At 62.9% G+C, this 21,879-nt stretch carries 21 protein-coding genes; 16 read left to right on the forward strand and 5 right to left on the reverse strand.

Annotated features, from left to right (window positions below; all coding sequences use genetic code 11):
* The first annotated feature begins 5 nt into the window (after window positions 1-5).
* The 10 genes from ABVK50_RS02260 to ABVK50_RS02305 all read left to right on the forward strand — a co-directional run bounded on the left by ABVK50_RS02260 (window position 6) and on the right by ABVK50_RS02305 (window position 10,627).
* On the forward strand, window positions 6-1,046 hold the full coding sequence (locus ABVK50_RS02260) for a Gfo/Idh/MocA family oxidoreductase (protein ID WP_353646045.1): 1,041 nt from the start codon (window positions 6-8) through the stop codon (window positions 1,044-1,046).
* The gene (locus ABVK50_RS02265; RefSeq protein WP_353642986.1) at window positions 1,043-2,125 is read left to right on the forward strand and encodes a Gfo/Idh/MocA family oxidoreductase; all 1,083 of its coding nucleotides are present in this window, start codon (window positions 1,043-1,045) and stop codon (window positions 2,123-2,125) included. The genes ABVK50_RS02260 and ABVK50_RS02265 overlap by 4 nt, the downstream gene beginning before the upstream one ends.
* On the forward strand, window positions 2,125-3,276 hold the full coding sequence (gene ugpC, locus ABVK50_RS02270) for a sn-glycerol-3-phosphate ABC transporter ATP-binding protein UgpC (protein ID WP_353642985.1): 1,152 nt from the start codon (window positions 2,125-2,127) through the stop codon (window positions 3,274-3,276). Before ABVK50_RS02265 ends, ugpC (ABVK50_RS02270) begins: the two co-directional genes overlap by 1 nt.
* Before the next feature lie 129 nt (window positions 3,277-3,405).
* The gene (locus tag ABVK50_RS02275; protein ID WP_353646044.1) at window positions 3,406-4,077 is read left to right on the forward strand and encodes a TetR/AcrR family transcriptional regulator; all 672 of its coding nucleotides are present in this window, start codon (window positions 3,406-3,408) and stop codon (window positions 4,075-4,077) included.
* A 135-nt stretch (window positions 4,078-4,212) separates the two neighbouring features.
* Window positions 4,213-5,364 carry a Gfo/Idh/MocA family oxidoreductase gene (locus ABVK50_RS02280; RefSeq protein WP_353642984.1) on the forward strand — a complete coding sequence of 384 codons (1,152 nt, stop codon included), beginning with the start codon at window positions 4,213-4,215 and terminating at the stop codon, window positions 5,362-5,364.
* The gene (locus ABVK50_RS02285; RefSeq protein WP_353642983.1) at window positions 5,364-6,530 is read left to right on the forward strand and encodes a dihydrodipicolinate synthase family protein; all 1,167 of its coding nucleotides are present in this window, start codon (window positions 5,364-5,366) and stop codon (window positions 6,528-6,530) included. The genes ABVK50_RS02280 and ABVK50_RS02285 overlap by 1 nt, the downstream gene beginning before the upstream one ends.
* A gap of 72 nt (window positions 6,531-6,602) precedes the next feature.
* On the forward strand, window positions 6,603-7,679 hold the full coding sequence (locus ABVK50_RS02290) for a tripartite tricarboxylate transporter substrate binding protein (RefSeq protein WP_353646996.1): 1,077 nt from the start codon (window positions 6,603-6,605) through the stop codon (window positions 7,677-7,679).
* Window positions 7,679-8,197, forward strand: coding sequence for a tripartite tricarboxylate transporter TctB family protein (locus tag ABVK50_RS02295; RefSeq protein WP_353642981.1), 519 nt, complete (start codon window positions 7,679-7,681; stop codon window positions 8,195-8,197). Before ABVK50_RS02290 ends, ABVK50_RS02295 begins: the two co-directional genes overlap by 1 nt.
* 18 nt (window positions 8,198-8,215) lie before the next feature.
* Window positions 8,216-9,727, forward strand: a complete 1,512-nt coding sequence (locus ABVK50_RS02300) for a tripartite tricarboxylate transporter permease (RefSeq protein ID WP_353642980.1) — start codon at window positions 8,216-8,218, stop codon at window positions 9,725-9,727.
* A gap of 54 nt (window positions 9,728-9,781) precedes the next feature.
* Window positions 9,782-10,627, forward strand: a complete 846-nt coding sequence (locus ABVK50_RS02305) for a sugar phosphate isomerase/epimerase family protein (RefSeq protein ID WP_353642979.1) — start codon at window positions 9,782-9,784, stop codon at window positions 10,625-10,627.
* Between the two features lie 75 nt (window positions 10,628-10,702).
* Here the strand turns inward: ABVK50_RS02305 and ABVK50_RS02310 are convergent, their stop codons facing one another.
* Window positions 10,703-11,734 (reverse strand): LacI family DNA-binding transcriptional regulator, encoded by a 1,032-nt coding sequence (locus ABVK50_RS02310; protein WP_353642978.1) that lies wholly within the window; start codon window positions 11,732-11,734, stop codon window positions 10,703-10,705.
* A 157-nt stretch (window positions 11,735-11,891) separates the two neighbouring features.
* Between ABVK50_RS02310 and ABVK50_RS02315 the strand changes: the two genes are divergently transcribed.
* The 6 genes from ABVK50_RS02315 (at window position 11,892) to ugpC (ABVK50_RS02340) (ending at window position 18,039) form a co-directional block, all read left to right on the forward strand.
* A complete protein-coding gene (locus ABVK50_RS02315; RefSeq protein WP_353642977.1) occupies window positions 11,892-12,926 on the forward strand; it encodes a Gfo/Idh/MocA family oxidoreductase in 1,035 nt (344 codons plus the stop codon).
* A 9-nt stretch (window positions 12,927-12,935) separates the two neighbouring features.
* On the forward strand, window positions 12,936-13,838 hold the full coding sequence (locus ABVK50_RS02320; protein ID WP_353642976.1) for a sugar phosphate isomerase/epimerase: 903 nt from the start codon (window positions 12,936-12,938) through the stop codon (window positions 13,836-13,838).
* A gap of 63 nt (window positions 13,839-13,901) precedes the next feature.
* Window positions 13,902-15,134: a sugar ABC transporter substrate-binding protein gene (locus ABVK50_RS02325; RefSeq protein WP_353642975.1), complete on the forward strand. Its 1,233-nt coding sequence runs from the start codon at window positions 13,902-13,904 to the stop codon at window positions 15,132-15,134.
* Window positions 15,135-15,245: 111 nt separating this feature from the next.
* Window positions 15,246-16,148, forward strand: coding sequence for a sugar ABC transporter permease (locus tag ABVK50_RS02330; protein ID WP_353642974.1), 903 nt, complete (start codon window positions 15,246-15,248; stop codon window positions 16,146-16,148).
* Window positions 16,145-16,972: a carbohydrate ABC transporter permease gene (locus ABVK50_RS02335; protein ID WP_353642973.1), complete on the forward strand. Its 828-nt coding sequence runs from the start codon at window positions 16,145-16,147 to the stop codon at window positions 16,970-16,972. Before ABVK50_RS02330 ends, ABVK50_RS02335 begins: the two co-directional genes overlap by 4 nt.
* Window positions 16,969-18,039, forward strand: coding sequence for a sn-glycerol-3-phosphate ABC transporter ATP-binding protein UgpC (ugpC, locus tag ABVK50_RS02340; RefSeq protein WP_353642972.1), 1,071 nt, complete (start codon window positions 16,969-16,971; stop codon window positions 18,037-18,039). The genes ABVK50_RS02335 and ugpC (ABVK50_RS02340) overlap by 4 nt, the downstream gene beginning before the upstream one ends.
* A 42-nt stretch (window positions 18,040-18,081) precedes the next feature.
* On the opposite strand, the gene ABVK50_RS02345 is transcribed toward ugpC (ABVK50_RS02340), so the two are convergent.
* The 4 genes from ABVK50_RS02345 to ABVK50_RS02360 are packed head-to-tail and all read right to left on the reverse strand — an operon-like array spanning window position 18,082 to window position 21,878.
* A complete protein-coding gene (locus ABVK50_RS02345) occupies window positions 18,082-18,951 on the reverse strand; it encodes an ATP-binding cassette domain-containing protein (RefSeq protein WP_353642971.1) in 870 nt (289 codons plus the stop codon).
* Complete coding sequence (locus ABVK50_RS02350) at window positions 18,948-20,012, reverse strand: ABC transporter ATP-binding protein (protein WP_353642970.1); 1,065 nt, start codon at window positions 20,010-20,012, stop codon at window positions 18,948-18,950. The genes ABVK50_RS02345 and ABVK50_RS02350 overlap by 4 nt, the downstream gene beginning before the upstream one ends.
* Window positions 20,009-20,872 (reverse strand): ABC transporter permease, encoded by an 864-nt coding sequence (locus ABVK50_RS02355; RefSeq protein WP_353642969.1) that lies wholly within the window; start codon window positions 20,870-20,872, stop codon window positions 20,009-20,011. Before ABVK50_RS02355 ends, ABVK50_RS02350 begins: the two co-directional genes overlap by 4 nt.
* Window positions 20,873-20,876: 4 nt before the next feature.
* On the reverse strand, window positions 20,877-21,878 hold the full coding sequence (locus ABVK50_RS02360) for an ABC transporter permease (protein ID WP_353642968.1): 1,002 nt from the start codon (window positions 21,876-21,878) through the stop codon (window positions 20,877-20,879).
* Window position 21,879 lies beyond the last annotated feature (1 nt).

Consider the following 21,879-nt stretch of genomic DNA (forward strand, 5'->3'; position numbering starts at 1 on the left):
TAGTGATGGGATCGCCTGGATTTGCATTCGCCGCAATCGGCCTGAATCATGGCCACATCTACGGCCAGACGGAGGTCATGATTGAAGCCGGCTGCCGGTTGAAGGCCTTTTTCGCGCCGGAGGACGATCTGGCCGCCGCTTATGCTGCGAAGTTCCCGGACGCCAGGCGCGTAGCCGACGAGCGCGCAATCCTCGACGACCCTGAAATCCTCCTGGTGATCGGGGCCGGGATCCTTGCGGACCGGGCGCCGATGGCGGTCAGGGCCATGCGCCACGGCAAGGACGTGATGCTGGACAAGCCGGGCGCGACGACGCTGGAGCAACTCGCCGAACTGCGCCGGACGCAAGCCGAGACCGGCCGAATCCTGTCCATTCTCTATTCCGAGCACTACACCCAGCCGGCTACGGTCGCTGCCGGCGAAATGGTCAGGGCCGGTGCTATCGGTCGCGTGCTGCAGACGATCGGTCTCGGTCCCCACCGCATCGGCAACTACCAGCGTCCCGACTGGTTCTGGAAACGCGAGCGCACAGGCGGCATTCTCACCGATATCGGCTCGCACCAGGTCGAGCAGTTCCTGTTCTTCACCGGCAGCGACCGGGCCGAAATCGTCGCCAGCCAGGTCGCCAATTTCGATCACCCTGACACACCCGAATTCGAGGATTTCGGCGACATAGTGCTGCGCTCCGACCACGCCGCCGGCTATATCCGCGTCGACTGGTTCACCGCCGGCGGCCTGCCCACCTGGGGCGACGGGCGGCTGTTCATTCTCGGCACCGAAGGGACGATTGAGCTCCGCAAATATATCGACATCGCCGGCAGGCCAGGCGGCGATCATCTGTTCCTCGTCGATCACACGGGCACGCGCCACATTGACTGCTCTCGGACAAAGATCACCTATGGCGAGCAGCTGCGTGACGATGTGCTGAACCGGACCGAGACGGCGATGCCGCAAGAACATTGCTTTCTCGCCACGGAACTCGCTCTGACGGCGCAGGCCAAAGCCGCCCGCATCGGCGGCAGCAGGCCTCCGGAGAAAACGGCATGAGCAGGCGTCTGAAGGTCGGCGTGGTCGGCTGCGGCGTCGGCGTCGGCCACATCAAGGGCTACCAGGAACTGCCAGACCTCTATTCGGTCGAGGCGCTCTGCGACATCGATGCGGGACGGGCGGCGACGATTGCCGGCGAGCATGGAGTGCGAGTGTCCGTTGGGAATTTCGATGCGTTCCTTGAACACGACCTGGACATCGTCGACATCTGCACTCCGTCGGCGCTGCACTTCGAGCAAGCCCGCAAGGCGCTGCTGGCCGGCCGTCACGTGGTGGTGGAGAAACCCTTCGCCAGTTCGCTCGCCGAAGCTGATGCGCTGGCCGAGATCGAGGGACAGAGCGGCAGAAGGGTCTGCCCGGTGTTCCAGTACCGCTTCTCCGACGGCATTGCGCAATTGCTCCACCTGCGCGAGCGGGGCTTCGTCGGCAAGGCCTATGCCGCGACCGTGGAGACGCACTGGCGACGCCTGCCGGCCTATTACGACAATCCATGGCGCGGCCGCTGGGCGACCGAGCTAGGCGGCTGCCTGGTCACGCACGCTATCCATAACCACGATATTCTGACGCATGTGCTTGGTCCGGCTCGTAGCGTCTTCGCCCGCACCTCGACGCGGGTGAATCCGATCGAGACAGAGGATTGCGCGGCTGCCGTGCTTGAGATGGCGGATGGCTCGCTTGCCACTTTGTCAGTCACGCTCGGCGCGGAGGAGGACATGTCGCGGCTGCGCTTTTGCTTCGATGGCCTGACGGCAGAGAGCAATCGCAGCCCGTACAATCCCGGCACTGCGCCGTGGCGCTTCATCGCTGCCGATCCAGAACGCCAGCGAGCCATCGATGCGGCGGTCGCGGAGGTCGAGCCTCAGCCCGAGCGCTATGCCGGCCAGTTCCTGCGGCTGCACCGCGCGCTCACCGAAGGTGGTGCACTGCCAGTCTCAATCGCGGATGCGCGGCCTTCGCTGGAACTCATTACCGCCGCCTATCACTCGGCGCGCACGGGCGAGGCGGTACGCCTGCCGATCGGACGGGATCATCCGCTTTATGCCGGCTGGCTCCCCCGGCCGGACAGGGAGGTGGCGTAATGGCAAGCCTGGAACTGCGCAACGTCGTCAAGCGGTTCGGCTCGGTGGAAGTCATCCACGGGGTCGACCTGACGATTGAGGATGGCGAGTTCGTGGTCTTTGTCGGCCCATCCGGCTGCGGGAAATCGACACTGCTCAGGATGATCGCGGGGCTGGAGGGGATATCCGCGGGCGAAGTCTACATCGATGGCCAACTGGTCAACGACATTGCCGCCGCCAAACGCGGCCTCGCCATGGTCTTCCAGTCCTACGCGCTCTATCCGCATATGACGGTGCGCAAGAACCTCTCCTTCGGCCTCGAGACCATGGGCGCCTCGCGCGAGGAGACGAAAAAGCGGGTGGCCGAGGCCGCCGAAATTCTCCAGATCGACGCGCTTCTCGACCGCAGGCCGGGACAGCTCTCCGGCGGGCAGCGCCAACGCGTCGCCATCGGCCGCGCCATCGTCCGTGAGCCGCGGATTTTCCTATTCGACGAGCCGCTCTCGAATCTCGACGCCGAACTTCGGGTGCAGATGCGGGTGGAGATCAATAAGCTGCACCGCAGGCTCGGGACGACGATGATCTTCGTCACCCACGACCAGGTCGAGGCGATGACGCTAGCCGACCGCATCGTCGTGCTGCGCGCCGGCGTGATCGAGCAGGTCGGCACGCCGCTCGACCTCTATAACCACCCCGCCAATCTGTTCGTGGCCGGCTTCATCGGATCGCCGCGCATGAATTTCCTTGCCGCGGAGATGATTGCCGGCGAGGGCGGCGAGACACGCATCCGGGGGCGGTCCGGCCTCGATCTGACCTTCCCGGCAGCGGGTGCTCGCCGGCCGGATCGAGAAAAGGTCACCTTCGGTGTCCGGCCGGAGCATCTCAGGATCATCGATCCGGCTGGCGCCATGCTCACCGGCGAGGTGCAGATCGCGGAGCATCTCGGCGGCGAGACCTTTCTCTACATCGCGCTGCTCTCGGGAGAAACAATTGTCGTCGAGATCAAGGGCCAGGCCGCCGTCCGGTCCGGCGAGCGGGTGGGTATAGAATTGGATGAGGCCGCCTGCCACGTCTTCGGCGGCGACGGGCTCGTGATCAGCCGCGACGCCGGTGAGATCCCTGGCGGGGCTCCCCGCATCGAACAGGCGCCGGCCGAGGCCGCGCGGATATGAACCCGGATACCGACCGGCTGAGCCGGCTCATTGACGAAACCCCAACTTTGCGGGCTCATGGTGGCGGGTAATCAGGCGGGGCGGGGCATGACGCAGACGGACGAAGCGGCGACCGCCGCCGGTACGGCCATACCAGCCGCTGATGAAAAGCTGGCAAAGAACAGACGCGGTTCAAGCACTGCAGGTGCTACGCGCGATCCGGAGCGCACTCGCGCAGCGATCCTCGATGCAGCCGTCCGCGAATTTGCGACCGAAGGTTTTGGCGGCGCCCGTGTCGATGCAATCGCGGCGCGGGCGAAGATCAACAAACGGATGCTCTATCACTATTTCGGCAACAAGGAGGACCTCTACCTCGCCGTACTGGAGGAGACCTACCGGGGCATCCGCGTTGCTGAACGCAAGCTGCACCTGGAGGATTTGCCGCCGGACGAAGGCATGCGGCGGCTGGTGACCTTCACTTGGGAGTATTTCCTGAAGAATCCGGAGTTCCTGTCGCTGCTCAATACCGAAAACATGATGCGGGCACGCCACCTGAAACGTTCGAAGCGCATCCAGGATCTTCATTCGCCGCTGATCGGGCTGATTGACAGACTGCTGGCGCGCGGAGCGCGCGAAGGGCTGTTCCGCTCCGGCGTCGATCCGGTCCAGCTTTACGTCACGATCGCCTCGCTCGGTTTCTTCTACCTGTCGAACCGCTGGACGTTGTCGACCATCTTCGGCCGCGATCTTAACGCGGATGCCGCCCTAAAGGAGCGCGGCGCTCATATCGTCGACGTCGTGCTCGGTTACCTGAAACCCTGATTGGAAAGGACCCCTTGACCAGGGTGGATTTCCGAGTCAATCTTGTAACCGGATAGTTACTTGAAGCCAGGCCGAACTGGCCGGGTGGTATCAGCAGGTGTTTCACGGACGCCTGGCGCGAGGGAGGCGCGAAGAATGGCTGAGCGGCGCATCGGCATCATCATGCACGGCATCACCGGCCGCATGGGTCTCAACCAGCATCTGATCCGCTCGATCGTGGCGATCCGCGCGCAAGGCGGCGTGGCGCTGGCGAACGGCGACCGCCTGATGCCCGATCCGATCCTGGTCGGACGCAATGCCGGCAGGGTCGAGGCGATCGCAAAAGCGCATGGCATCGAGCGCTGGACTACCGACCTTGCGGCCGCTTTCTCCAATCGCGCGGACGAGATATTCTTCGATGCCGCGACCACCCAGATGCGCGCCGAACTCATCGGCCGCGCCATAGATGCCGGCAAGCACGTCTATTGCGAAAAGCCGATCTCCGACAAACTGCATGTCGCCCTGGCGCTCGCCAGAAAGGCGAGGGCAGCCGGCATCAAGCACGGCGTCGTCCAGGACAAGCTGTTCCTGCCCGGCCTGAAGAAGCTCGCAATGCTGCGCCAATCCGGCTTCTTCGGCCGCATGCTCTCGGTGCGCGGCGAATTCGGCTACTGGGTGTTCGAAGGCGACTGGCAGCCGGCTCAGCGTCCTTCCTGGAATTACCGCAGGAAGGATGGCGGCGGCATCATCCTCGACATGCTGTGCCACTGGCGTTACGTGCTCGACAATCTGTTCGGCGAGGTGAAGTCCGTCTCCTGCCTCGGCGCGACGCACATTCCGACCCGCGTCGACGAACAGGGCCGCAAATACGACGCCGATGCCGATGACGCGGCCTACGCGACTTTCGAACTCGACGGGGGCGTCATCGCGCAGGTCAACTCCTCCTGGACTACGCGGGTGCGCCGCGACGACCTCGTCACCTTCCACGTCGACGGCACCCACGGCTCAGCGGTCGCCGGGCTGACGAAATGCTGGACCCAGCACCGGGTCAACACGCCCAAGCCGGTATGGAATCCCGACATCCCGCAGACCATCGACTTCTTCGACACTTGGGAGGAGGTGCCGGACAACTGGCCTTCCGGCAACGGCTTCAAGGAGCAATGGGAACTGTTCCTGCGCCACGTCGCCGAGGACGGTCCGTGGAAATACGACCTCGTCGAGGGCGCCAAGGGCGTACAACTCGCCGAACTCGGCCTGAAAAGCTGGAAGGAGCGGCGCTGGCTCGACATTCCGGCGCTGGACGTATGATGACCGAAATCCGGCTGCCCACCGCCGACCGGCGGATCGAGACCTACGCCATGACGGGCGAGCCGATCCGCATCGAACGCCGCGATGCGGCCTCCTTTCCGCGCATAGCGTTTGCCGCCGCCCATGTCGTTGACGATCCCCTTGCCGACAATGATCCCTGGCTGATGCCGGCTATCGATTGGGACAAGACGCTTCAGTTCCGCCATTACCTGTGGGATCTGGGGCTGGCGGTGGCGGAAGCGATGGATACCGCCCAGCGTGGCATGGGACTCGGCTGGCCGGAAGCGCGGGAACTGATCACCCGCTCGGTCACCGAGGCTAAAGCCCGGCCTGGCGCGGTGGTCGCCTGCGGCGCGGGCACCGACCATCTCGCTCCCGGCCGCGATGTCACGATCGACGATGTCATTCGCGCCTATGAGGATCAGGTCGAGGCGGTGGAGGCCGTCGGCGGACGCATCATCCTGATGGCGAGCCGGGCGCTCGCCGCGGCGGCGAAAGGCCCCGACGATTACGCGCGTGTCTATGACCGGGTACTCGCACAGGTGAAGGAGCCGGTCATCATCCACTGGCTCGGGGAGATGTTCGATCCGGCGCTTGAAGGCTATTGGGGTTCCGCCGACCATTGGGCGGCGATGGACATTTGTCTCGATGTGCTGGCTGCGCATGCGTCAAAGATCGACGGCATCAAGATCTCGCTCCTATCGAAGGAAAAGGAAATCGCCATGCGCCGGCGTCTGCCCGGCGGCGTGCGCATGTATACGGGCGACGACTTCAACTATGCCGAACTGATAGCCGGAGACGCGGAAGGCCATTCCGATGCCCTGCTCGGCATCTTCGACGCCATCGCGCCGGCAGCCTCCGCCAGTCTCGCCGCGCTCGGACGCGGCAGCCAGAACGAGTTCTTCGACATCCTCGAGCCGACTGTGCCGCTGTCGCGGCACATCTTCAAAGCGCCCACCCGCTTCTACAAGACCGGCGTTGTCTTTCTCGCCTACCTCAACGGTCTCCAGGATCATTTCGTCATGGTCGGCGGACAGGAGAGCGCCCGCTCACTGCTCCACCTAGCCGACCTCTTCCGTTTCGCCGATCACGCGCGTGTGCTCCATAATCCGGAGCGGGCGGCTGCGCGAATGGCCAAGGTACTGGCGGTGCACGGAATAACGTGAGGCGGCCAGGGCCGACCTGCGAACGGACAACGGTACCGCAGGCCGGTAGCCACTGTTAGGGAGGAAAAGGACATGTTCTACAAGCTGATACTGGCCGCAGCCATGGCTCTGATGCCGATGGCCGCCGCCCAGGCACAGGATTACCCTTGGAAACCGACGAAACCCGTGACGATCGTGGTGCCCTGGGGCGCCGGCGGCTCGACCGATCAGGTGGTTCGCCTGCTTGCCACCGAGCTCGAATCGGCACTGGGACAGACCGTGGTCGTCGTCAACCAGCCGGGCGCTTCCGGTTCGATCGGCACCAAGTCGGTGCTCGAAGCAGAGAAGGAGGGCTACACCTGGGCATCGGGCGCGGCCAAGGACGTCGGCACCTATGCCGTCACCGGCCTGCTCGACACCAGGCTCGACGACTGGCACTTCTATCTCGCCGTCATCAACTCCTCGGTGATCGGCGTCAACGCCGACACGCCCTACCAGACCCTCGAAGACCTGATTCAGGCCATGAAGGCCAATCCGGGCACCGTCACCGTTGCAACGGCCGGCATCAACTCTTCCGGAGGGGCCGCGCTTGGCGCGTTCTCGACCGGCGCCGGCGTCGAGGCTCGCCATGTCACCTATGACGGCGGCAATCCGGCCGTCATCGCCACCGCCGGAGGCGAGACCGAGGTGACCACCCAGCTTGCGGTCGAACAGGCGGAGATGATCCGCGCCGGGCGGATCCGTCCGCTCGCGGTTGTCGGCACCAAGCCGCTCAAGCTGGAGGGAGTCGACGAGATCCCGGCCATTACCACAATCCTCCCGGATTTCCCGGCATCGGACAACTATTTCGGCATCTTCGTACCGGCCGGAACGCCGAACGAGGTTCTGCAGACCCTCGATATGATCTGGGACGACAAGATAGCCAACTCCAAGGCCTTGCAGGATTATGCGACCAGCCGCGGCGCCATCGTTGCCGTGGTGCGAGGCGAGGAGGCAAAGGAAGCGGCCATGCCGGCGATAAAGGATTCGCCTGGGGCCTGTGGGAGCGCAATGAGGCTAAGGTCGATCCGGCCAGCGTTGGCATTCCGCCACGCTGAGCGTGTCGCTCGCGGGGCGCCCCGACGCCCCGCGGCTTCTCCTAGACTTTCCCAAGTCGACGATCCGGTGTGATGCAAGACAGACAATTGATACGCGCTGACCTCGTCACAGGCCTGATCCTGGTGGCGTTTGGCTTGGCGGTGCTCATGGAAGCGGTCGGTATGCCCCGCTTCGAGACACGGCGGATCAATCCCTGGACCGTCCCCGGACTTGTGCCCGGTTTTCTCGCTATCATTATTGCGGTGCTCGGCGCGGCACTTGCACTGCGCTCCACATTTTCGGCGGCTCTTCGTGCGCCCGCACCCGCACTTGACCCGCAGGAGGCGGCTGATGTTCGTGCTGCGCGCCGGCGTCTTCTCGCCTGCCTCGGGATCTGCCTGGCTTATGCAGCCGGCCTTGTCGGTCGCGTCCCTTTCTGGCTCGCGACCGGTTTTTTCGTCTTTGCTTTTGTCGCCGCGTTCGAATGGCAGCGAGACGATCCGCCACCGGCGCGGGCACGGAAGCTCGCCATTGCGGCCGTGCTTGCCGCCGCCGCCGCTATCCTTGTGCCACTCCTGTTCGAGCGGCTGTTCCTGGTGCGGCTGCCGTGAGCGAAGGGCGATCCCGCGATGCTTGACGGCCTCGTCCAACTCGGCAACGCGTTCACCGTCTTCGCGAATTTCACCACGCTGTTCAATGTGTTGTGGGCGACGCTTGCCGGCATACTGATCGGTTCGCTGCCGGGATTGACCGCAACCATGGGCGTGGCGCTTCTAACCACGCTGACCTACCAGCTGCCGCCCGCCCAAGCGATCCTGATCCTGATCTCCGTCTATGTCGGAGCGATCTATGGCGGTTCGCGCTCGGCGATCCTCCTCAACATCCCCGGCACGCCTGCCAATGCGGCAACCACGCTCGACGGCTTTCCGCTCGCACGTTCGGGCCGCGGCGGCGAGGCGATGGGCATCGCCACCACCGCATCCATGATGGGCACCTTCATCGGCGTGCTGTTTCTTGCAGCCATAGCGCCGCTGCTTGCCGAGTTCGCACTGCGCTTCGGTTCATACGAATATTTCTGGCTCGCCATCTTCGGCATCGTCATCGCCGGGCAGATGACTTCGTTCGACGATGCACTGAAGGGCTGGATCTCCGGCTTTCTCGGCCTGATGGTCGCCATGGTCGGGCAGGAAAGCATTCATGCCTACGATCGGCTCACCTTCGGCATCCCCGATCTGGCCGGCGGGCTGGCGCTCATCCCAGCGCTGGTTGGCGCCTTTGGTTTCGCCGAAGTCCTGACCGTGATGAAGAACCGGGCGCCGGAGCTGGCCGCCAGGTCCGTCGGTCGTGTACTGCCGAAGCTCTCTGAACTATGGCGCTACAAGCGCACCATCGGCCGCTCCGGTGTGATCGGCACGGTCGTCGGCATCATTCCCGGTGTCGGCGAGGATATCGGCGCCTGGATTTCTTACGCCGCCGCCCGCCGCGGATCGAAGGAGAAAGAGCAGTTCGGCAAGGGTTCGATCGAGGGCCTCATCGCTGCGGAGACCGGCAACAACACGGCAATCCCCGGCGCGCTGATCCCGGCGCTGACGCTTGCTGTTCCCGGCTCCGCGCCGGCGGCGGTGCTGCTCGCGGCGATGCTGATTCATGGCATCAGGCCTGGGCCGCTGATCATGATCGAGGCGCCCGACTTCGTGTTCCAGGTCGTCTGGATGGTCATGCTGGCGACGGTTGCCATCGGCGTCATCGGCCTTCTTCTGACCCGTCCTCTCCTGCAGGTCCTGCGCGTGCCGCGCGAGCGGCTGATGCCGGTGATCTTCGTGCTGTGCGTCATCGGGCCCTATGCCATCACGCAGCGGCTGTTCGACGTCTATGTCATGATCGGTTTCGGCATTCTCGGCTTCGTCTTGCGCGAGATGAAGTATCCGATGGCGCCGCTGGTGCTCGGCATCATTCTCGGCGAAATCCTCGACAAGAACCTGCGCCGGGCCCTGGTGCTCGCCGACGGCGACCTGACGCCCTTCTTCACCCGACCGATCAGCATGGTGCTCTGGATAGCGACGCTCTTGGTCATCCTGCTCGCGCTGCCGCCGGTGCGGCGCGGCGTCTCCCGCCTGCTGCGCTGGGAAACCGCGGCATGATGCGACATTGAGCCGGCCCTGGTCCGCCTCCTTCGAAATCAGGAAAGCAACGTCATGACCGAAATCGTGGAAGGCCTGTCAATCAATCTCGCGACAGTGCGTCAGCAATGGGGTTTCGCCGAGGCGGTGGAAGGTTGCCTTCGCCATGGCATCCGCGCCATTGCACCCTGGCGCGATCAGGTCGCCGCCGCCGGGCTGGATGAGGCGGCGCGCATCGTGCGGGAGGAGGGGCTGCAAGTGACCGGCCTGTGCCGTGGCGGCTTCTTCCCGGGGCCCGACGCCGAAGGGCGCAGGGCAGCAATCGACGATAATCGCCGCGCCGTCGAGGAAGCGGCGGCACTGCGCGCCGATTGCCTGGTGCTGGTGGTCGGCGGACTTCCTGCCGGCTCGCGCGACATCGCCGGCGCCCGCACTATGGTGGTGGAGGGCATCGCCGCGGTGCTGCCCGACGCGATCGCCGCCGGGGTGCCGCTCGCCATCGAACCGCTTCACCCAATGTACGCCGCCGACCGGGCATGCGTGAATACGCTTTCCCAGGCGCTCGACATTTGCGACGCGCTCGACCCGCAAAAGACCGGCGTGCTCGGCGTTGCGCTGGACGTCTATCACTGCTGGTGGGATCCCGACCTGAAGGCGCAGGCCTTGCGGGCCGGACCGAACCGGCTGATGGCCCACCATATCTGCGATTGGCTGGTGCCGACCCGCGATATGCTTACCGATCGCGGCATGATGGGCGACGGCGTCATCGACCTGCCCGCGATCCGCCGAATGGTGGAGGCCGCCGGCTTTTTCGGTCCCCAAGAGGTCGAAATCTTTTCGGCCGAAAACTGGTGGAAGAAACCCGGCGACGAGGTCCTGACGACCTGCGTGGAGCGGTTCCGCGAGGTCTGCGGAAATTAGTTGGGGAACGACGACGATACCCCAGCGCTGAGGCCCCGATCATGTTTCGCGGCATTTCGCGCCAGGTCAGTACGGCTATTGCGGAGAAAAGGCGTCGCTCTCGCCGGGAACGAAATCCAAGGGCCAAAGCCGGCGCGAAGCGCCTTGCGGATAGGATTCGGCATAAAGCGGCATGGTGGCCAGCAGAGTTTCGGCCAGCGAAATGCCCAGATCGCGCAAATTGAGGCTGAAGGACGTAAGTGACGGCGACAGGAAGCGAGCATGCGGACTGTGGCGTCCGATGACGGCAATGTCCCGTCCGGGTTTCACCCCGGCTTCCTCCAGTCCGCGGTAGAGACCGATGGCGATCGTCTCGTTGACGAGCACGACGGCAGTAGGCCGTTCCTTGCAGGCGAGGATCGCGCGAGCGATCTGGTAGCCGCCAGCTTCGCTAGGCATCGAACGGAAGATCAGGTCCTCCTCGAGAGCGAGCCCGTGGCTTGCCAATGCCTCCCGGCATCGATCGACAAAAACATAGCCAAGATTCATGTCGTCGTGGGGGCGAGTTACCGCGATCCGCCGATGCCCCCTGGCCACGAGGCGGTCAATCGAGGCCTGGGCCATTCCTTCGAAATCGAGATCGAGCCAGGGTTGGCCGACGTCGGTCAGGCTGCGGCCGAGGGAGATGAACGGGATCTTGCGCTTTGCCAGGAAATCGAAGCGCGGGTCTATCCGCCTCGTCGAGGACAGGATGAGACCGTCGGCGAACCCGCGCGCGACGATGCGCCTGAGATAATCATTCGGATCTTCTTGCGACGAGCAGAGCAGGGCGACCAGATCAAGCTTATGGCGGGCAAAAACCGTCTGCACGCCGTCGAACACGTTCATGAAGAACGTGTCACCTTGCCCGGTGATCTCGCTGCCCGTCTGCATCATGAAGCCGATCACGCCCGTTGCCCCTTTGCGCAGGGCACGTCCCGACTGGTTGGGGACATATCCGAGCTCCTCCGCCGCCTCCAGCACCCGCTTGCGCGTTTCGGCATTGACGTCCGGCTTGCCGTTCAGGGCCCGCGACACGGTCCCGATCGACACATTAAGATGCTTGGCAAGCAGGTGGATGCCCTTCATTTTCCTACGTCTTTCTCCCGTCACCTGATTCCAGCGATTCACCCATTGACATAGTTATGAGCGTCAAACTACTATCGTAAACGTTTACGAAAGCCAAATCAGCTGTTCGTAATCGTTTCCGGCGGCAATCTTCATTCGCCGGTGAGGGAGGAGCATCGTGCCGATGAAAGCGGTGGTTTGTGGCTGCGGAGCTATGGCCAAGGGCTGGCTGAGAGCGCTTGCCGAAACTCCCGCCCTGAAGGACGCTGTCGAGATCGTCGGGTTGATCGATCTCGATCTTTCGGTTGCCAAGGCGCTTGCCGAAGAATTTTCCCTCCCAGATGCAGTCATCGGAAGCGATCTGAACGCGGTGCTTGAAGCGACGCGGCCCGATCTCGTTTTCGATATCGTCGTGCCGGCGGCGCGGCACCGCGTCGTTACCACTGCGCTTGGATTTGGTTGCCATGTGCTCAGCGAGAAGCCGATGGCGGCTTCGGTGGAGGAAGCAGAAGATCTGATTGCCCTTGCACACCGGGCGGGGCGCATCCATGCGATCGTGCAGAACAGGCGCTTCATCTCCGGCGTTCGTCGCATGCGGCGGGTCGTCGAGAGCGGCGCTCTCGGCGAACTCACCGGCATCCACTGCGATTTCTTCATCGGGCCGCACTTTGGCGGTTTCCGTGAGCAGATGGACAACGTGCTGCTGCTGGACATGGCGATCCACACATTCGATGCGGCGCGTTTCGTGTCCGGAAAGACACCGCTGGCGGTCTATTGCCATGAAAGCAATCCACGCGGTTCCTGGTATCGCCATGGCGCGGCCGCCAACGCGATTTTCGAATTTTCCGACAATGTCGCGTTCACCTATCGCGGCTCCTGGTGCGCGGAGGGCGCGCGCACGAGTTGGGAAAGCGCGTGGCGTGTCATCGGCACCAAAGGGACCTTGCTCTGGGACGGCGTCGACAAGATCGACGCCCATGTCGTGTCCGGCGAGACGGGGTTCCTGCGCGAGGTGAGCCAGATCGAAGTGCCCGCGCCTTCACGCGAGGCGGATACCCACGGCCACGCCAGCGTCATTCAAGGTTTTTTGAACGCGATCCGCACCGGCGTCGCGCCGGAAACGGACGGCAGCGACAACATCAAGAGCCTTGCCATGGTTTTCGGCGCCATCGAAAGCGCCCGCCGGCGCGAACGCGTAATGATCGCGGCCTGAGGAGCATCAATGACCGACCTGACAAAATCGATCCGCATCGGCACCATGGTAAGCGCCAACAAGGGCGATGCGGCCAAGCGCATCGGCGAAATCGCCGATCTGGGTTTCGAAAGCTTCGAACCGTTTTTCTGGCAAACGACCAACGGCCAGGATCTCGCCGACCTCGGCAAACGCTGCGTGGACGCGATTGGCGATCGCGACATCACCATCTCCACCCTCGGCATGTTCGGCAACCCGCTCGAGGAAACCGAGATCGATCTGCAGACGCTGCAGGGCTGGAAGGATTGCATCGACAACGCCCACCATTTTGGGGCGAGCTGTGTAGCCGGCTTCACAGGACGCATCCGCAACAAGCCGCTGACGGACAGCCTTCCCCGCTACAAGGAAATCTGGAGCGAACTCGTCAAGCGCGCCGCCGACAAGGGCGTGAAGATCGCCTTCGAGAACTGCGCCATGGACGGCAATTGGGCGAGCGGCGACTGGAACATCGCACACAATCCGGACGCCTGGGAGCTGATCTTCAACGAGACGCCCGACAGCAATATCGGCCTCGAATGGGAGCCGTGCCATCAGATGGTCTATCTCATCGAGCCGCTGCCCCAGATCCGCAAATGGGCGAACAAGATTTTCCACGTCCACGGGAAAGATGCGACCATCCGGTGGGATGTGATCAGGGAGCACGGCATCTTCGGCAAGGAGAAGTTCGTCTTCATGCGCACGCCGGGCTTCGGCGACAGCAACTGGACCGACATCATTTCGGAGCTTCGCCTGGCGGGCTGGAGCGGCTCGATCGATATCGAGGGCTGGCACGATCCCGTCTACCGCGACGGGCTCGAAATGACAGGCCAGGTCTTTGCCCTCAATCACCTCAAGAATGCCAGGGGAGGCGCGTTCGTCGCTGATCCGGGATGACGTGCATGGTGACCGGCATGGAGGAGTTTACCGGTCACGAAAAACAACGAAACGGAGGAGAAGATGAGTTTCCGCAAATATGCGTTTATCGGCGCGCTGGCTCTCGCAACCAGCCCGTTTTTCGGCCTCAACGCGCAGGCCGAGGACGTCACCTTGACGCTCTGGTCTCTCGACCGCGACATCCAGCCCGCTCCCAACCTGATCAAGGAATTCAACGCCCAGAACAACGGCATCAAGATCGAATACCGCCAGATCCAGTTCGATGACGTCGTTACCGAGGCAATGCGGGCCTATGCCTCCGGCCAGGCCCCCGACATCATTACCGTCGACAACCCCGAACATGCGTTGTTCTCGTCGCGCGGCGCATTCCTCGACCTCACCGACATGATCGCCAAATCGTCCGTCGTGAAGCCGGAGAACTATTTTCCAGGGCCGCTTGCCTCGACCATGTGGGATGGCAAGAATTTCGGCATTCCCAAGGCGACCAACACGATCGCGCTCTACTACAACAAGGACATGTTCAAGGCGAAGGGCCTCGACCCCGCCAAGCCGCCGCAGACCTGGGACGAGCTCATCGAGGCAGCGCGCAAGCTGACCGATCCGGCCGCGAACGTCTACGGGCTGGCTTTCTCCGCCAAAGGCAATGAGGAGGGCACATTCCAGTTTCTGCCTTGGGCCCAGATGGGCGGCGGCAGCTACGACAATATCAATGCCGAAGGCGCAGTGAAGGCGCTGGAAACCTGGAAGACGATCATCGACGAAAAGCTGGCTTCGCCCGATACGCTGACGCGCAGCCAATGGGATTCCACCGGCACCTTCAATTCCGGAAACGCCGCAATGGTGATCTCGGGCCCATGGGAACTCGACCGGATGGTGCAGGAGGCAAAATTCGATTGGGGCGTGACACTCCTGCCGATCCCGCACCCGGGTGCGGAACGTTCCTCGGCCATGGGCGACTTCAACTGGGCGATCTTTGCCACCACCAAACACCCCGAGGAGGCATTCAAGGCGCTGGAGTTCTTCGTCTCGCAGGACGACAAGCTGTTCCAGAATTTTGGCCAACTGCCTGCGCGATCGGACATCTCGATCCCGAAGACCGGCGAACCCTTGAAGGATGCGGCGCTTGCGGTCTTCCAGGAGCAGATGAAATACGCCAAGCCGCGCGGCCCGCATCCGGCATGGCCAAAGATTTCCAAGGCCATTCAAGACGCCATCCAGGCGGCGCTCACGGGCCAGATGAGCGCCAAGGACGCACTCGACCAGGCGGCCGAGAAGATCAAGGGTGTCCTGGGATAGTTGCAGGTGTTGCTGGAAGACCGCCAAAGCGGTGACCACAGTTCCTCCCGGCAGGGCCGTTTCCTTGCTTTCCTAGCGGGAAGCGGCCCTCGTCGGAGTAGCGGAGGATCGATGAAAAGGCTCTTTTCGAGCATGCGGGACGGCCTGGGCTTCGATATTGCCCTTGTCGCCTTCCCGCTCGGGTTCCTGCTCCTGATGTCGGGCCTGCCGCTCGTCTACAATGTGGTGATGAGCTTTCAGGAGGTCGACATGTTCAGCCTCGGCACTTTCTCGCGTCCTTTCGTGGGACTGAGAAACTACACAGATCTCTTTGCCCAGCCTGAAACGTATCCCATCCTGCTCAACACGCTGATTTTCGTCGTCGGCTCGATCGCCGGTCAGTTTCTGATCGGGTTCGGACTGGCGCTCTTTTTCTGGGTCAATTTCCCGGGCGCCTCATGGCTGCGAGGTTTGTTCCTTGTTTCCTGGGTCATGCCGGGTCTGGTCGTCGGCGCCATCTGGGGCTGGATCCTGTCCGGTGATTTCGGCGTCCTGAACTTCATCCTGCGCGAAACCGGGCTGATTGACGCGAATATCTTCTGGCGCTCGGACCCGGATTATTCGCTCTATGCGGTAATCCTGGCCAATATCTGGCTCGGCACGTCTTTCAACATGATCCTGTTGTCGGTCGGGCTTTCGGGCATTCCGGGCGACCTCTACGAAGCCGCCGAACTGGATGGCGCCAACGCCTGGCAGCGCTTCTGGACCATCACGCTGCCGACGATGCGATCGACAATCGGAGCCATCGTCGCGCTTGGACTCATTTTCACGCTGCAGCAGTTCGACCTTTTCGCCGCGATCACATCCGGCGGGCCGAACAACGCATCGAACGTGACGCAGTACTGGGCGTGGGAGCTGTCGTTCCGCCAGTACGACTTCGGCAAGGGAGCCACAGTTTCGGTCGTCATGATCGTCTTCGTCATGATTGCAGCGCTGGTTTACGTCCGCTCCACGCGTCATGAGGTGCGCGGATGAACGGGACCACACGTGACCGTCTGATGCTCGCGATCGCCATCGTCATGGCCGCGATCTACCTGTTCCCGCTCTACTGGATGTACGTCACTACGTTGAAGAGCGGCTCGGAAGTGTTCGCGACGCCGCCCAGTTTCTGGCCGGCCTCCCCGCAATGGAGCACCTACGCCTTCGTCTGGGAAAGCCGGAACATGGGGCGGTATCTGTGGAACTCGCTGGTCATTGCGGTCGGCTCGGTCGCGCTGATTTCCGTCCTGGGCGTCGGCTGCGCGTATGTGCTGGCGCGCTACCGCAATGCCTGGGTGGATGTAGGGCTTTTCCTGATCCTCATGCTGCAGGTTCTTCCGGCGTCATTGATGATCACGCCGATCTTTGTCGGATTTTCGCAGCTCGGAATGCTGGAATATCCGCGCCTGGCGGTCATCATCGCGATTGCGGCAAAGAGCATGCCTTTCTTCGTCGTGCTTGTGCGCGCGACCTTTATGGGCGTTCCGCAGGAACTCGAGGAAGCCGCGCTTGTCGATGGCAATTCCCGGATCGGTGCTTTTTTCAGCATCGTTCTGCCACTTGCGCGAAACGGCATCCTCGTTAGCGCCCTCCTCATCTTCATGCAGGCCTTCGGAGAATTCGTTTATTCGAAGTCGATCATTCAGGCCGCCGAGCTTCAGCCGGCAAGCGTCGGGCTGAACTCTTTCATGGGGCCGAACACCAATGAGTGGAACAACATCATGGCCTACGCCACGATGTATGTGACGCCCATCCTGGCCATCTTCGTTCTTCTGCAGCGACGCATCGTGTCCGGCCTCACCTCTGGAGCCCTCAAATGACGATTCAGATCGAATTGCGCGGCGTCAACAAACATTACGGCTCCTTCCATGCGCTGAAGGATATCGATCTCTCGATAGCCGAAGGCACTTTCGTCGCGCTCGTCGGGCCGTCGGGTTGCGGCAAGTCGACCCTGCTCCGGTCGCTGGCCGGGCTTGAAAAGATTTCGACCGGCGACCTGAAGATCGCAGGCCAGCAGATGAACGGCGTGCCGCCCCGCAAGCGGGACGTTGCGATGGTCTTCCAGTCCTATGCGCTTTATCCGCATATGACGGTGGAGGAGAACCTCACCTACAGCCTACGTATCCGGGGTGTCGCCAGAGCGCAGGCCAAAAAGGCTGCGGCAGAGGTGGCGGCGACCACCGGTCTGTCTCATCTTTTGGGTCGGTATCCGAGGGAGCTTTCCGGCGGCCAGCGCCAGCGCGTCGCAATGAGCCGCGCCATCATCCGCCATCCGAAGGCTTTTCTCTTCGACGAGCCGCTCTCCAACCTGGATGCAGCCCTGCGAGTTCACATGCGGAAGGAAATTCGTGCGCTCCACGATCGTCTGCATGCTACTTCCGTCTACGTCACACACGATCAGATCGAGGCGATGACGATGGCCGACCACGTCGTGGTCATGCGCGACGGCATAATCGAGCAGCAGGGCAAGCCGCTCGATCTTTACGACATGCCGGTCAACAAATTCGTTGCCGGGTTCATCGGATCGCCGGCCATGAACTTCATTCCGGCGACGGTCGGCGATGACGGCAAGACCCTAAGATTGGACCTCGGTACCGTCAGAGGGACATTGGCCGTTAGCCGACCGCTGCAGCCGGGGCGCAAGGTAACGGTAGGCATTCGCCCCGAACATATCGGCATCGCCGAACCAGGGCAGGGCAGCTTTGACGTTCCTGTCGCGATCGTCGAATCCACGGGTTTCACGACCTTCATCACGGCCGCAACGACGCCGGAACTGGTCGTGGTGGAAACGGGACGCGGGCCTGTCCGCCCCGGTGACATGGTCGGACTGCAGATATCGTCAGATCAGCTGCATCTCTTCGATGAAGTGACTGGCGTCAGGGTGTGAACGCCGAACGCGACCTGAGCCGAGAGAAACCTTTGCCGGTGCTCAGACAGTCCGGACATCAACAGGCACGGTGTTGGGATCGGAGGCGTGCATAGTGGCTTGCGGATCGATTCCGACGTTGTCGGGTGAAAGTACCGCGCTTTTCAGGAGTTTCGAATACGGGTGCCGCGGATCGTCGAGCACGGCCCGGGCGTCGCCGCCCTCCACCACGCGGCCCTTCTGCATGATGATGATGCGGTCGCTTATGTGATAGGCGGTGGCGAGGTCGTGGGTGATGTAGACGATCGACACGCCGAGTTCGTCGCGGAGCGCCTTGAACAGCTCTACGATGGACATTCTGAGCGACGCGTCGACCATCGATACGGGCTCGTCGGCGACGAGTAGCGCGGGACCGGAGATCAGCGCGCGGGCGATCGCGGTGCGCTGCAACTGGCCGCCGGACAATTCGTGCGGAAAGCGCCCGCGCACCTCCGTCAGCGACAGGCCGACCTTGCGCAGCGCCTCGTCGCACACGCCGTCCACGTCCCTGCGACGGACGCCCGCCAGCCGTTGGGCCGTGGCGTAGAGATAACGGTCGACGCGCTTCAGCGGATTGAAGGCCTCGTACGGGTTTTGAAAGATCGGCTGCACCTGGCGCATGAAATCGAGCCGCGCGCGTTGGCCGCGAATAGTCGCGAGCGCCTTGCCGCGGAAGCGGATCGCGCCTGCGCTCGCCGGAACCATGTTCAGGATCATGCGGGCGAGGGTCGTCTTGCCGCTGCCCGACTCGCCGATGATGGCGAAGATTTCCGGGCGAGAGGCATCAAGCGCGAAACTGACCTCGTCGACCGCATTGAAGGTTTTGCGCGCAAGCAGCCCGCCCGACGCGTAGCTCTTCGTCACCCCTTCGAGGCTCAGCAATTCGCCCGTCATTGAACGAGCCCGGTCCGTTGTTTCGCTGTTGCTTCGAACACGCCATCCCGCTGGGCAGCGGGACTGACGGCGTGGCAGGCGACGCGATGGCGAGGATCGATCGCGATCAGCTCGGGATGCATCTCGCGGCAGATGTCCATGGCGAGCGGGCAGCGCGGATGGAACCGGCAGCCGCTCGGCGGCTCGGCCAGACTGGGCGGCGCGCCGGTGAGCGCTCGCTTGGCCGACAAGTCGCCGATCCGTGGCAGGCTGGCGATGAGGTGCTGCGTATAAGGGTGCTTCGGGCTCCTGAAAATCTCGGCCGTCGGCGCCTCCTCCACCAGGCGCCCGGCATACATGATGCCGAGGCGGTCGGAGATGTTGGCATGGACGGCCATGTCGTGAGTGACGAAGATCATTGACGAGCCGATCTCCCGTTGCGCCTCGCGGATCAGCTCGAGAACGCTTTTCTGCACGACCACATCGAGCGCCGTCGTCGGTTCGTCGGCGATGATGAAATCGGGCCGGCAGACGGTTGCAAGCGCGATCGCGATGCGCTGGCGCATGCCGCCCGAGAGTTCATGGGGATAGGCGTCGAGCACGCCCGGCGTGAGCTGGAGACGTTCCAGATGCGCGATGATGGCCCCGAAGAATTGCCGCTTCGGCAGGTCCATATGGGGAAGCGCGAAATCGTTGAAGGACTCCCGCACACGCCGGACCGGATTGAGCACGTTCATTGAGCCTTGCGGGATATAGGAGAGATGGCGCCAGCGGATGGCCGACAGCGCCGCACGGTCGAGCCTATAAATGTCGCGGTTGAGGAAGCTGTAGCGGATCGAGCCGCCAACGACCGTGAGCGGCGGCCGGATCGCTGCAGCGATGGTCTTGATGAAGGTGGTCTTGCCGGAACTCGATTCGCCGGCGAGGCCATAGATCTCGTTCCTCCCGACCCGCAGCGAAATGTCATCGACGGCGCGTACCTCGCGCTGCGTGCCGAAATACTTCATGACGTAATAGGCGCGCAGATTTTTGACGTCGAGCATGATGTCCGCCGACCCGTTCGCGTGCGGCCGCGCATTCATGCCTGGCCTCCCATGCGCGTGAGGCGGCTTCTGGGATCGATATATTCATTCATAGAAACGGAGAGCAGGTAGAGCCCCAGGAAGGTCATGATGACCAGGACGACGGGGAAAAGGATCCACCACCAGACGCCAGCGACCATCGCTGTGTGCTGGTTGGCCCAGTAGATCATCGTGCCGATCGTCGGTGTCTCGATGTTGGTGAAGCCGATCACCGAAAGCGTCACCTCCAGGCCGATCGACCAGTTCATGTTGTTGAGTGTGGTCGAGAAGACGATGGGGAGAACATAGGGCAGATGCTCCTCAACGAGGATCTGCCGGGTGCTCATGCCGGAAAAGACGCTCATCGCGGTGAACTCGCGCGTCCTGAGGCTGAGCGCCACAGAGCGGATGAGCCGCGCGTCGTAGGGCCAGCCGAGCGAGGCCATGGCGATGGCAAGCATCGGCCACGACATGTTGTCGCGCATCATGAAGAAGAACAGCACCAGGATAGGAAACAGCGGGATCACGACGAAGGTGTCGTTGATCGTCATCAGGATGCGATCGGTGATGCCGCCGGCGTAGCCGGCGACCAGCCCGATCAGCAGCGACAGGACGCGGCTCATCAGGGCGACGGAAATGCCGAAGAGCAGCGAGTTGCGGATGGCCACCGTAAGCTGCCAGAACACGTCCTGCCCACGCGAATTGGTGCCGAACGGATAGGCCCAAGACGGCGGCACGTCCGGCGCGACGACATAAATGTCCATCGGCGAATAGGGCGAGAAGAACGAGGCGGCCGCGAAAGCGAAAACGATCAGGATCAGGATCGCGCCGAGCGCGAATTCGAGGTTGTAGCGGAAGAGGTCGCGGACTGTCCTCAGCATCAGGTCAGCTCCGCGCCACGCGGGGATCGAGCAGCGGGTAGATGATGTCGATGACCAGGATCGCTGTCGCCACCGCGATGATTGAAACCGATGTAATGCCGAGCACCAGGCTGTAGTCGCCCGAATTCACGGCCCGGACCAGCAGCGTGCCCACGCCGGGGTAGCCGAACACGAATTCGGTGATGATCGCGCCGTTGAAGATGGCGCCGAGCGACAGCGCGAGCCCGGTCAACTGGGGAGAAAGCGCGTTGCGCATGACATAGGAGAACAGGATGCGGCGGCGATCGACGCCGCCGAGTTCCGCATAAGTGACGTAGTCCTCTGTCACGATGTTGGAGACGAGCGAGCGCATGCCGATGAACCACGCGCCCAGCCCTACCAGCACAAGCGACAGCACCGGCAGGATGGAATGCCTGACGATGCTTGCGGCGAAGGCAAAGCCCTGCCGGTCGATGTTCATCTCGGCGCCGCCGCTGATCGGAAGGACCGGCCAGAGGTAGCCGAAGACGACGAGGAGGATGAAGGCGACGATGTAGTAGGGGATCGGCTGCAGGCTCATGGCCAGGATGCCCAGGGCCTTGAGCAGGCTGTTCTTGCGATAGTAGCCGGCGAGGCCGCCGAGAAAATTGCCGACAATCCAGGCGATGAGCGTCGAGGAGACGAGCAGTCCCAAAGTCCATGGCAACGCCTGCCAGATCAGCGTTGAGACCGGCGTCGGGAACGCCGATAGCGACGGCCCGAAATCGCCCGTCGCCATGCGCCTCCAGAAAGAGACGTACTGCTCCCAGGGCGAACCCTCCAGACCATAGAGTTCGCGCAGCGTCTTGCGCATCACCTCGACCATCTCGGGGCTGGATTGGCCGAACATGGTGACGGAACTGATCGCCTGCTCGACGGGATCGACCGGCGTGAGGTGGGTGATGAGATAGGCGATGTTGATGCCGATGAAGACGACCAGAAGGAATTGTGCGAAGCGTCTGACGAGATAGAGCGCGTAGGTTCTCATC

It is taken from the genome of Mesorhizobium sp. WSM2240, from assembly GCF_040438645.1.
GTDB lineage: Bacteria > Pseudomonadota > Alphaproteobacteria > Rhizobiales > Rhizobiaceae > Allomesorhizobium.

What these genes read in the sequence shown, in the direction of transcription:
- ABVK50_RS02260 (WP_353646045.1), top strand. Translation starts at nt 6, where the DNA reads ATGGGATCGCCTGGATTTGCATTCGCCGCAATCGGCCTGAATCATGGC.
- ABVK50_RS02265 (WP_353642986.1), top strand. Translation starts at nt 1,043, where the DNA reads ATGAGCAGGCGTCTGAAGGTCGGCGTGGTCGGCTGCGGCGTCGGCGTC.
- ugpC (WP_353642985.1), top strand. Translation starts at nt 2,125, where the DNA reads ATGGCAAGCCTGGAACTGCGCAACGTCGTCAAGCGGTTCGGCTCGGTG.
- ABVK50_RS02280 (WP_353642984.1), top strand. Translation starts at nt 4,213, where the DNA reads ATGGCTGAGCGGCGCATCGGCATCATCATGCACGGCATCACCGGCCGC.
- ABVK50_RS02285 (WP_353642983.1), top strand. Translation starts at nt 5,364, where the DNA reads ATGACCGAAATCCGGCTGCCCACCGCCGACCGGCGGATCGAGACCTAC.
- ABVK50_RS02290 (WP_353646996.1), top strand. Translation starts at nt 6,603, where the DNA reads ATGTTCTACAAGCTGATACTGGCCGCAGCCATGGCTCTGATGCCGATG.
- ABVK50_RS02295 (WP_353642981.1), top strand. Translation starts at nt 7,679, where the DNA reads ATGCAAGACAGACAATTGATACGCGCTGACCTCGTCACAGGCCTGATC.
- ABVK50_RS02300 (WP_353642980.1), top strand. Translation starts at nt 8,216, where the DNA reads ATGCTTGACGGCCTCGTCCAACTCGGCAACGCGTTCACCGTCTTCGCG.
- ABVK50_RS02305 (WP_353642979.1), top strand. Translation starts at nt 9,782, where the DNA reads ATGACCGAAATCGTGGAAGGCCTGTCAATCAATCTCGCGACAGTGCGT.
- ABVK50_RS02310 (WP_353642978.1), bottom strand. Translation starts at nt 11,734, where the DNA reads ATGAAGGGCATCCACCTGCTTGCCAAGCATCTTAATGTGTCGATCGGG.
- ABVK50_RS02320 (WP_353642976.1), top strand. Translation starts at nt 12,936, where the DNA reads ATGACCGACCTGACAAAATCGATCCGCATCGGCACCATGGTAAGCGCC.
- ABVK50_RS02325 (WP_353642975.1), top strand. Translation starts at nt 13,902, where the DNA reads ATGAGTTTCCGCAAATATGCGTTTATCGGCGCGCTGGCTCTCGCAACC.
- ABVK50_RS02330 (WP_353642974.1), top strand. Translation starts at nt 15,246, where the DNA reads ATGAAAAGGCTCTTTTCGAGCATGCGGGACGGCCTGGGCTTCGATATT.
- ABVK50_RS02335 (WP_353642973.1), top strand. Translation starts at nt 16,145, where the DNA reads ATGAACGGGACCACACGTGACCGTCTGATGCTCGCGATCGCCATCGTC.
- ugpC (WP_353642972.1), top strand. Translation starts at nt 16,969, where the DNA reads ATGACGATTCAGATCGAATTGCGCGGCGTCAACAAACATTACGGCTCC.
- ABVK50_RS02345 (WP_353642971.1), bottom strand. Translation starts at nt 18,951, where the DNA reads ATGACGGGCGAATTGCTGAGCCTCGAAGGGGTGACGAAGAGCTACGCG.
- ABVK50_RS02350 (WP_353642970.1), bottom strand. Translation starts at nt 20,012, where the DNA reads ATGAATGCGCGGCCGCACGCGAACGGGTCGGCGGACATCATGCTCGAC.
- ABVK50_RS02355 (WP_353642969.1), bottom strand. Translation starts at nt 20,872, where the DNA reads ATGCTGAGGACAGTCCGCGACCTCTTCCGCTACAACCTCGAATTCGCG.
- ABVK50_RS02360 (WP_353642968.1), bottom strand. Translation starts at nt 21,878, where the DNA reads ATGAGAACCTACGCGCTCTATCTCGTCAGACGCTTCGCACAATTCCTT.